At 35.5% G+C, this 9,612-nt stretch carries 10 protein-coding genes; 2 read left to right on the top strand and 8 right to left on the bottom strand.

The window, feature by feature from the left end:
- The first annotated feature begins 264 nt into the window (after positions 1–264).
- Positions 265–930: a hypothetical protein gene (locus N3F66_08470; GenBank protein ID MCX8124183.1), complete on the top strand. Its 666-nt coding sequence runs from the start codon at positions 265–267 to the stop codon at positions 928–930.
- Between the two features lie 7 nt (positions 931–937).
- Here N3F66_08470 and N3F66_08465 read toward each other — a convergent pair whose 3' ends face one another.
- From N3F66_08465 to N3F66_08445, 5 genes are all read right to left on the bottom strand, one after another.
- Complete coding sequence (locus N3F66_08465) at positions 938–2,179, bottom strand: hypothetical protein (protein MCX8124182.1); 1,242 nt, start codon at positions 2,177–2,179, stop codon at positions 938–940.
- A gap of 14 nt (positions 2,180–2,193) precedes the next feature.
- Positions 2,194–2,778: a flavodoxin family protein gene (locus N3F66_08460; GenBank protein ID MCX8124181.1), complete on the bottom strand. Its 585-nt coding sequence runs from the start codon at positions 2,776–2,778 to the stop codon at positions 2,194–2,196.
- Positions 2,756–3,757 carry a PIN domain nuclease gene (locus N3F66_08455; GenBank protein ID MCX8124180.1) on the bottom strand — a complete coding sequence of 334 codons (1,002 nt, stop codon included), beginning with the start codon at positions 3,755–3,757 and terminating at the stop codon, positions 2,756–2,758. The genes N3F66_08460 and N3F66_08455 overlap by 23 nt, the downstream gene beginning before the upstream one ends.
- Before the next feature lie 136 nt (positions 3,758–3,893).
- On the bottom strand, positions 3,894–4,373 hold the full coding sequence (locus N3F66_08450; GenBank protein MCX8124179.1) for a transcriptional regulator: 480 nt from the start codon (positions 4,371–4,373) through the stop codon (positions 3,894–3,896).
- Positions 4,374–4,510: 137 nt separating this feature from the next.
- Positions 4,511–6,913: a PBP1A family penicillin-binding protein gene (locus tag N3F66_08445; GenBank protein ID MCX8124178.1), complete on the bottom strand. Its 2,403-nt coding sequence runs from the start codon at positions 6,911–6,913 to the stop codon at positions 4,511–4,513.
- Between the two features lie 128 nt (positions 6,914–7,041).
- Here N3F66_08445 and N3F66_08440 point away from each other — a divergent pair, with 128 nt between their 5' ends.
- Entirely contained in the window at positions 7,042–7,194 is a 153-nt protein-coding gene (locus N3F66_08440) for a hypothetical protein (GenBank protein MCX8124177.1), read from the top strand.
- Between the two features lie 65 nt (positions 7,195–7,259).
- Here N3F66_08440 and N3F66_08435 read toward each other — a convergent pair whose 3' ends face one another.
- The 3 genes from N3F66_08435 to N3F66_08425 form a co-directional block, all read right to left on the bottom strand.
- Positions 7,260–8,423: a trypsin-like peptidase domain-containing protein gene (locus N3F66_08435; GenBank protein ID MCX8124176.1), complete on the bottom strand. Its 1,164-nt coding sequence runs from the start codon at positions 8,421–8,423 to the stop codon at positions 7,260–7,262.
- A gap of 148 nt (positions 8,424–8,571) precedes the next feature.
- Positions 8,572–9,237 (bottom strand): hypothetical protein, encoded by a 666-nt coding sequence (locus N3F66_08430; GenBank protein MCX8124175.1) that lies wholly within the window; start codon positions 9,235–9,237, stop codon positions 8,572–8,574.
- On the bottom strand, positions 9,230–9,427 hold the full coding sequence (locus N3F66_08425) for a hypothetical protein (GenBank protein ID MCX8124174.1): 198 nt from the start codon (positions 9,425–9,427) through the stop codon (positions 9,230–9,232). Before N3F66_08425 ends, N3F66_08430 begins: the two co-directional genes overlap by 8 nt.
- Positions 9,428–9,612: the final 185 nt, after the last annotated feature.

Below are 9,612 nucleotides of genomic sequence, written 5' to 3'. Positions count from 1 at the left end.
AAAATCCTCTGCAAGCTGCTTTGCCTCATTTAGTACCGCTCTATTATATTTGCGTGTGGTAAGCTTAGTTAATCCAAGATTTAACAGGATGTTTGTTACAATGGAAAACAATTTATTATTGCAGTTATCAGATAATCATCCGATTATAATATTAGAACTTAATATATAATACAGCATTCTATATTACCAATGTTCAATATCAATAATCCGTTGAAGAATCTATTTGTTATTGTTTTATTTATTTCAATCTCACTTTCCTGCAGTATGAGAGAACCAACTTCTTCTCAAACTGTGGTATCATCTTTATTTACTCCCTACATTCAAGACATAGCTCGTGCAGTTGATATTATACAAAAACACCAACTTATTGCAAATCTCACCCATCTCATGAATATGGATAATGGTGGCCAAAAATATTATCTCCTTGAATATGAACACATCAATGAAATGATAGACAATGTAACAGACCAACTCTATGATGACCTGATTATTGTTAACAGCTCCTTTACAATACTATATTCTATGAAAAGCATCGACCTGTATGGCAGAAGATTATCACAACTATCTCCTACATTATATTACTTCATCGCAGAGATTTCACATAAAGATATAGCAATCTATAAACCTTTTGAGCACCCTCCCATGTCTGCTCATTACAGTTTCTGTATAATCTATCCCGTACAATGCAATGACAGAAATAGAGGATTCTGTATTGGCTTTATCAATCAAAATAAATTATATGATGTATTACCTAAAGATTCAATTATAGCTGAAGAAAATGGTGAGGTAATTTTCAATGTTCAAAAATTAGGGCCATTGAAGCTAGACGAAGATAAAATAAAAAAAGCATCTATTCAAATAAATAGCAAAAACTACACTATCAGGCCTCTAAAATACAAAAATATTTCCTGGTATATACTCTACCCATAAATGCTTATTATATTTTTAGTATTATATCTCGAATACTATACATGCTCTCGGCATTATCAATATCAACACCAGCACCAACCAATGCTTTGCTTATAGTACACAATAATTCATCGTTCAATGAATTGAGCTGCTTGTTAATCATTTTTTCCGCAAGCCCTGGCAATAACAAGTATGAGTTTTCAATATTGAGCAATTCATAATCTTTGATGCCCCTTTCCTGAAATACCAGTATATCATAATTAATGTTTGGATTAATTAACAGAATCTGACCTTTCGTTAACTTATAAAATTCTTCACTGGGACAACTATCTGCAATACACACCACAACATCTGCATTTTCAAACACATTATCCGTGTTAGTGGCAATCCCACGTTCCTTTTCAAAATGGTACAAATTAGTTTCATTAGTATCAAACCCTAAAACCTTGCTACAGCCAATATTATACAATAATCTGGCAAATCTCAGAGATGATGTTGTTATGCCAATAATACCTATCACAGAATCAGCAAGTGAAATATGATGACGTTTCAATATGCTCATAACTTTAGTAAGGCAGTACAGCGGTATTTCATCATACTCCCTGCTTATTATCAAAGTTTTTATTTCATTTAATCTTTGAAACAACGAAATATCCTGAAACGTATCCGGGATAGCAATCCGCATTATTGCATAATTATGTGCTAAAGCATCAACTAACTTCAGTATGTCTTCTTTTGTAGAATAACGCACAAGAAGTGGTTGTGGATTCAGTGCGCTGCAATGGTTTAATAACAGCGAGTCTCTTTCTATCAGTATATAGTGGTATATTTCCTGGGGCTGTATTTCTTTATGATTTTCTGTTAGAATAATCATACCACAATTGCGGTACATACCAGTATACTGAGAAGTTTCAGCAGTAATATAATTGTCTTTCATAATTTCAATATAGCCAAGAATTTTACCCTCAAATTCGCTTGCCGAATCAAATGGAATTTTACTGGCAACTTTTAATAATCCACCATCAATTCCTTTGGACATAATATCACTGCAATCAATTAAAGTCAGTTCCTTTGACAGCCAGCTTAATATTTTATCTTTAAATAACTTCCTGTCAGAATACATCAGGTCAGCTTTAAATGTAGAAACATTACCATCAGATGAAATATAGTTTATACTGCGGATAAAACTTCCTGATTCAACAACCTTTTTAACAAATAATGCCAATTGTTCATTAGTACAGGAAAACGTCACGGTAACATATAATTTCATACTTTCCTCTTTTATCAGAGCAGTTCTTTTATATAATTGGCCAAAATACTAATTCTTGTACTAATATCGTCATTTTTTATATCTTTTTTGCTATTTATAGCGGGCAATAGCAGGTACTTTTTTTCATCAAAGCGATAGTTAAGTGAATTAAAAAAATGTCGCAATGTAATCACAGATGGCACAAACATATTGCTATAATCCCCACCACCAATAAGCAGTGCAAAACCATACTGATTGTGCATAGGCTTATTGCCCCGGTTATAGTATTCCCAGAAAACCTGACAGCGGTCAATTATGGACTTTAATGGTGAAGGCAGGTGTGAAAAGTATAATGGCGAAGCAATGATGAGTATGCGTGAATGATGTATTGCTTTGTATATTTCATTCATCCCATCATTAAATATACATCCAAATTCCCTGCTGCAAAACCCGCATCCAGTACAGGGGTTTACATACAGTTCATACGCACTATAAATCTTTTTTTTTATACCCGATAGCTCATTAAAAAGCAATTTGAGAATTGTAGCAGTATTGCCATTTCTATGCGGACTTCCGCACAACGCAACAATTTGAGCATCAGTCTTCTTTGATCCTGGCAAATATCATTCTCCCTGCTGTTGTCTGTAAAACCGATGTTACAATTACATCAACATTGGAATTAAGCCGTGACCTACCATTTTCCACAACAACCATAGTGCCATCATCCAGGTAACCTATTGCCTGATTGGGGTCCTTCCCTTCCTTAATAAGGGAAACCGACATCTCTTCGCCTGGCAGTACTATAGGCTTGAGTGCATTGGAAAGTTGATTTATATTGAGTACCTTTACTCCGTGGAATTCAGCAACTTTATTGAGATTGAAATCATTGGTAATAATTTTTGCATTCATGAGCTTTGCCAGTTTGACTAATTTAGCATCTACCTCATTAACTTCGGGAAAATCAACATCCGAAATCTTAACTAGAATACGCTGATCTTTCTGCATCTTGTTTAAAATATCAAGGCCCCTTCGCCCCCTATTCCGTTTGATTGAATCAGCTGAATCGGCTATCATTTGCAGTTCATTCAATACAAAGTTAGGGATAACTAAAATGCCTTCAATAAATCCAGTATCGCATATATCAGATATCCTTCCGTCAATGATTACGCTGGTATCAAGTATTTTATACGAAGCACCATCACGGCCTTCCTCCCGTTTAACAGGAACTATCGTATCAAAAATTGCAATGTCATCACAATTAATAACAAAGAACAATACGCTTGCATACCCAACTATATGGTAAATGATTGCACTGATGAGTTGAACAGTGGTTGGCTGTAAGTTGAGTGGAATTGAAACAAATGCTATAACCAAAAGATGGGCAAATATCAGTCCTATGAATACTCCAACCAGTGCAGCTATAATCATTCGGGTTGAAATGGTATGTGAAATATACTCAACTGCAATAATAAATACCAGCGCTGCCACAGATGCTACAAGTGCGGCAATGATTGCTGCCTGTAATGAATACTGAAGAAAAAACAACCCTGAGAATAGTGCCGACGTAATAATAAATAGCGTCCGTATAATAGCTATCATAACTCAAAAACTCCTTTTATTTATTTTTATTATAAAACAAAAACTCAATATATATATATAATACATATACTATCGCATCGATGCAAAATAATACATATTTGAGTAAACTAAATCAGGTTATATTACAGCAGGCAACTTACGAGGATAGTGCTTCCGAAACTAAATTCCCGGCTTCATCAACATCGATATCCTTTGCCAGGGCTATCTCATGTATCATGAGTTGGTAGGCATTTTCGTATAATTTTCGTTCCATTATAGAAAGCTCCTTGTCCTTACCCCGCTTATACAGATCCCGTGCAACTTCTGCCACTGCAAAAATGGAACCACTTTTAATCTTATCAACATTGTTCTGATACCGTATTTTCCAGTCATCTTCTGTATCCACATCGGACTGCTTAAGCAGGTTCAATACCTTGGTAACATCCTTCTTAGAAATAACCTTGCGTAAACCTATTGACTCAGCTTTTTCAGTGGGGATCATAACTTTCATCCCACTGTTAATAATGGTTATGATATAAAATTCATTCCTTTTACTTAATACTACTTTTTTTTCAATAGCTTCTATAATGCCAACACCATGCAAAGGATATACGATTTTATCACCTACTTTAAACATAGGATACCCTCAAAAATGGATTAACCCGCAAATAATATAACCTACAAGCTATTAATAGTAGCACATCAAAATGATAAAATCAAGAATAAAATATTTTATTTTTATGAGATAGGTAGGAACGTCCATGCAGTAAAAAATTATTCTTCGTATTTCAAACCCTCCTTTTCCATGTACCGCTCAAAAACAGATTTCATTTTGTAATGTACGCCATTGCACACACACCGCGGTGTTCCACCTGGGATCATTAAATCTCCAATAAGCTCATGGCAATTAGGGCCAGGTGCACAGCCAGAATACTTGCAGGTTGCACCGTAAAATACATCCTTTGGCATGGAAGGCCACTGCGGATCAGGCATACCATTATACACTTCACGCATATAGTGGCCCCATATTGGGGCTGCCACAGCTGCACCAGCCTGATGCCTGCCCAATGACATAAATGGCTTATCGTAGCCAACCCAAACCACTGCAGCAATATCAGGTGTAAACCCGCAAAACCAGGCATCAGTCCAATTCTGAGTGGTTCCGGTTTTTCCAGCACATTTTTTATCAAATTTTGCTACAACACGCAACGCTTCTGTAGGAGTGCCACTTTCAGCAACACTTTGCAGCATAGACGTCATCACATAGTTTACATTCTCAGGTACTATCTGTATAGACCCATCAGCTTCTTTAGCAGCTATAATATTGCCAATATCTTCTTCAATGTTTTCTATCTCATTGCCATCTCTGTCTGTAATATACCGTATTGCAAATGGAATAACATCCCTGCCCCGGTTAGCATAAATTGCATATCCAGTTACCATTTCAAAAGGAGTAATTTCCGAGCTGCCTAAAGCAAGCGAAGGACCAGGGTGAAACCGTGTTGGGGGAACCTTCAATACTCTTGAAGCAAAATCAATAATAGTATCAGCACCAATAATATCATAGATCCTCACTGAAATAACATTTATTGATGCTGCAAGAGCTCTTCTTAAATGTACCATTCCTGAGAATTCACCTTCATAGTTGTCCGGACTCCAGGTACTTCCCTGCGCATCAATATCCACAATAGGTGCATCAGGTAACGCCATTGCTGCATTTATTAACTTTGATTCAATACCAGCCCCATACACAAAAGGTTTAAATGCTGAACCAGGCTGACGTCGTGCCTGTATTGCCCTGTTATACTGATTGCTTACTGCAAATTCAGAACCGCCAATCATTGTGGTAATATAGCCAGTCTTTGGCTCAACAGCAATCAGTGCTCCTTCAACCTTTAATGATGTTGAAATTCCGCTGGTAACTATATGAAATTTTTCTATATCACTATGCAAAGCATCTGCATTGCATAGTAATGATACAAGTTCCATTTCATCCAGAAGGTTATCCACCATAAATTTTTTAAAGATAGTCTCAGTATCACTTTTCACTATAACTCTGGGCAGATTGAAAAGTAGCCCTAACTGCTGGTATACAGAAAACAATCCCCTATCGACAGCTCCAGACATATACTGGTTTGCCTTTGTTGATATTTCGTTTTGCTTTATTAACCCCTCTACAAGATATTTTTCACCTGCACGCTGACGTTTAAGATTTAATGTAGTGTATACCTGAAGACCCTCATTATATACTACATCCTTGCCATAACGAGAAATTAAAATCTGACGAACGTAATCGGTAAAAAAAGGTGCGTTATCAATAATTTTTGAATATGCTGTCTTTGTTGGAAATTCTGTTTTTATTGCATCAACATAGTGTGGCCAAAATGAAGCATAAACTGCTTCAGCTTTCTCCTTTGTCAAAAAACCACAATCAACCATCCTGTTTAAAATATCCTGGTTTTTATAGTATGCATTTCGTGTATTCATGAAAGGTGAATATCTGCCAGGTGCAGAAGGCAACGCAGCAAGTACACTTCCTTCAACAAGGCTCAAAAAACGTACTTCTTTATTAAAAAATAATTCTGCAGCTGATGCAATGCCATAACATCCATGACCCAGATAAATCTGGTTAAAATACATTTCCAAGATTTCATCTTTTGTAAAACGTTTTTCAATTTGCAATGTCAATACAAGTTCAAGTGCTTTTCGAGTGAATGTTCTTTCGCCTGAGGTAAAGAGGCGTTTTGCAAGCTGTTGAGTAATTGTAGAGCCACCCTGCACTATCTTGAAAGACAGTATATTTTTAACCATTGCACGTGCCATAGCCAAAGGGCTTATACCGATATGTGAGTAAAAATCCTGATCCTCTGTGGCAACAAATGCTTTAATAAGCGTTTTGGGAAGTTCTTCAAAGGAAACTAAATCACGCTTTTCCTGGAAAAGTTCTGCAATCAATTCACCATTTACATCATATAATTTTGTTGGAACACTTGGCTGAAACCGTTTCAGATTATCAATCCCTAAACAATTGTGCACCTGAGCTACAACATATCCAAACAACAACCCACCTATAATTGAAACAGCAAGTATACCATAAAACCAGGTACGTACATCATGAATATATATGTGCACTATATCATTAGCTTTACTTAACCAGATTTTTATCTTCTCTTTCACCATATCACTCCAAAGTCCAACTCATTTTGGATTACCACGATTTAAAAACAAGTTTAGGGTTTTAAATGTAATCAATACGTCAACTATTTTATTGATTGCGAGTTTTATAGATACGGGCTATATATCCAATGATAAGAATCACTATAGCAATTGAAACCGCAATAGCAATACCATACATAACAAAGCTTACAATAGTTACAAATAATTTAAACAATAGCGGGATAATGAAGCGAAAGAAAATGTATAGTATCGCTATTATCCCAGCTATTATCAATATGTAATTATATTTTTCATTCATTGCATATTAAATACACATTACCTATGTTTAAAGCTCCCACTATAATAATTAATACGTTGATGGTCTTTCCTTAACAGTAACAAACAGATAGATTTTAGCCTTATTACGCCATACACCAATTTTCAGTGTTTTTCCAATTGGAGTTTTATTGACAATATCAATTAAATCTTCATATGACTTAATATCCCTATCATCAACTGATATTATTACATCACCCGGTTGTATACCCGCCTTTTCAGCAGGGCTGTCTTCCATAACACCACCAACCAACGCACCCTCAGTATTTTTAAGCCCTAATTCTTTTGCATATTCTTCGGTTAAAGGAACGATTTGAACCCCAATATATCCTGTCTTTACTTTCTTATATTTCTTAAGCTGTTCAAGTACTGCTTTGGCAGTATTAATCGGTATGGCAAAACCAATCCCCATATATCCACCACTTTGCGAATAGATCATCCTGTTAATTCCTATAACCTCACCGTTAATGTTAACCAAAGGACCACCAGAATTTCCCGGATTAATGGCCGCATCAGTCTGTATATGAGCCTGCGATCCACCCATCATATCAACATCCTTACGGCTTGTTGCACTGATAACACCCACAGTGAATGTTCTGTCAAGACCAAAGGGGTTACCGATAGCAATAGCCCAGTCGCCAACTTTTACCTGATCAGAGTCACCCAAAAAGACCGGATCCAATTTTTCATCTGGATTAATCTTCAATAATGCAAGGTCAGTACGCTGGTCAAAACCAACTACTGTTGCTTTATAATCCTTGTTCTTTACCTTAACCTTGACTGAATCAACGTTAGCTATTACATGGTAGTTAGTACAGATATACCCATCACTGGAAAGGACAAACCCACTACCAAGTCCACTACGCCTCTGCTTGCGGGATTTCTGCTCAGGAACTCCAAAAAACTGCCTAAAAAAAGGATCATCAAAGAATGGGTTTGGTGGCAACTCAACAACCTGTTCAGTGGTAATAAACACCACTCTGTCTTTGTATAGTTCATATATTTTTCTGAAGGTATCCTGTATTTCAATGGCACGGGCAGTTTCCTGATCCCCTTTGAGCGGTGAACTGCTGCTATTCCCAAATACAGATGGTCCGCTGTTGGAACAAGAGAAATTATTAAAAACAAAGAGTACCACTCCTACTAAAATTAGTACCGGTATAATGTGAAAAGCTTTCTTTTTCATATTTTTCATATAGTTCTCCTTTTTAAACAGTAACTATCGCACTAAAAATCCTTTTAGCATCAATTACCATATAAATAGTATATACCCCATTAGTATACACTATGCAAAAAATGCTACAACAAAAAATAATTTTTATGTCAATAGTTTTGCAAAACTATCAAACAACTATAATTTCTTTCAAGAGGTTATATCTAGCATTAATTTCCTTCATTATATCTGTATCACCGGGGTAATGGTCAGGATGATATTTTTTTACAAGTTCCCGGTATCTTTTGTGCAATAATGCTCTATTGCAATATTCAATGGCACTGAAAGAAAAAAAGGCAAGTGCTTCCTCAACCTTTCTGCGATTTACGATATACTTTGAAAAACCGTTATACACTCTTTTCAATTCTTCAGAATATTCATAATCGATATTATACGGGTCACAATAAAACTCATTGAGAGGATCAAACATCATTGTACCGTTATAGGGAGCATAAAAATTATAGTGAAACTGACAATAGGTACCATTCACTGCTACATCCCCACAAAAACTATCAGACCAGGGATTGTAGTCCTGGCATGTGTTGTAACTGGGATAGATTCTCATAACAATATGCATTGGATGAATATTCACCATATAGTGGGCATATTTTGCATCATTTTTAATGCTGTAGAGCGCATGAAATAAAGAAAAATGTTTTTGATACAGAGTCACAGTATCTCCTTTGCACAAAGGATTCACAATTTCCCTGATAACCACAGATTCCATCACTGGCTTTGGTAAATTAAGACAATAGGTAATTAAATTGTCTTTGGGAATTTGAATCAGCTTACTCATCAAATGGTCCCTTTTTATATCTATTCTTTTCTTTTTTTTCTTTTTCAATGATATCTTTAAATAGTAATGAAAAATCATGTGAGCCATCAACCTGGATTTGTTCTCGTGGGATCCTATTTTCTTCATTCTTTTTGCATGAAATATAACTTATCACACAAATAAAACAGATTATTAATGCTATTTTTTTCATGAATGATTTTCCTTAATGTATCAATACAGTATCATGTGTAAAACCAAACTTTATTTTGTGTATTCTGAAATTTTACGAACATATATTCCTAATTAATACAATAGTACATTACTATTACATATTTTTCAATATTGATTTCATTACTCACTATTAATATTTTTTTCAAATATATTTTAGCTTCCTAA

This window comes from Spirochaetota bacterium (genome assembly GCA_026414805.1).
GTDB lineage: Bacteria > Spirochaetota > UBA4802 > UBA4802 > UB4802 > UBA4802.
Note: the sequence above shows the minus strand (reverse complement) of the source record. Positions and strands in the feature narration are given on the sequence as shown.

Excerpts from the sequence above, each read along its gene's own strand:
- N3F66_08435 (MCX8124176.1), bottom strand. The coding sequence starts at position 8,423 with ATGAAAAATATGAAAAAGAAAGCTTTTCACATTATACCGGTACTAATT.
- N3F66_08425 (MCX8124174.1), bottom strand. The coding sequence starts at position 9,427 with ATGAAAAAAATAGCATTAATAATCTGTTTTATTTGTGTGATAAGTTAT.
- N3F66_08455 (MCX8124180.1), bottom strand. The coding sequence starts at position 3,757 with ATGATAGCTATTATACGGACGCTATTTATTATTACGTCGGCACTATTC.
- N3F66_08450 (MCX8124179.1), bottom strand. The coding sequence starts at position 4,373 with ATGTTTAAAGTAGGTGATAAAATCGTATATCCTTTGCATGGTGTTGGC.
- N3F66_08440 (MCX8124177.1), top strand. The coding sequence starts at position 7,042 with ATGATAAGAATCACTATAGCAATTGAAACCGCAATAGCAATACCATAC.
- N3F66_08430 (MCX8124175.1), bottom strand. The coding sequence starts at position 9,237 with ATGAGTAAGCTGATTCAAATTCCCAAAGACAATTTAATTACCTATTGT.
- N3F66_08465 (MCX8124182.1), bottom strand. The coding sequence starts at position 2,179 with ATGAAATTATATGTTACCGTGACGTTTTCCTGTACTAATGAACAATTG.
- N3F66_08470 (MCX8124183.1), top strand. The coding sequence starts at position 265 with ATGAGAGAACCAACTTCTTCTCAAACTGTGGTATCATCTTTATTTACT.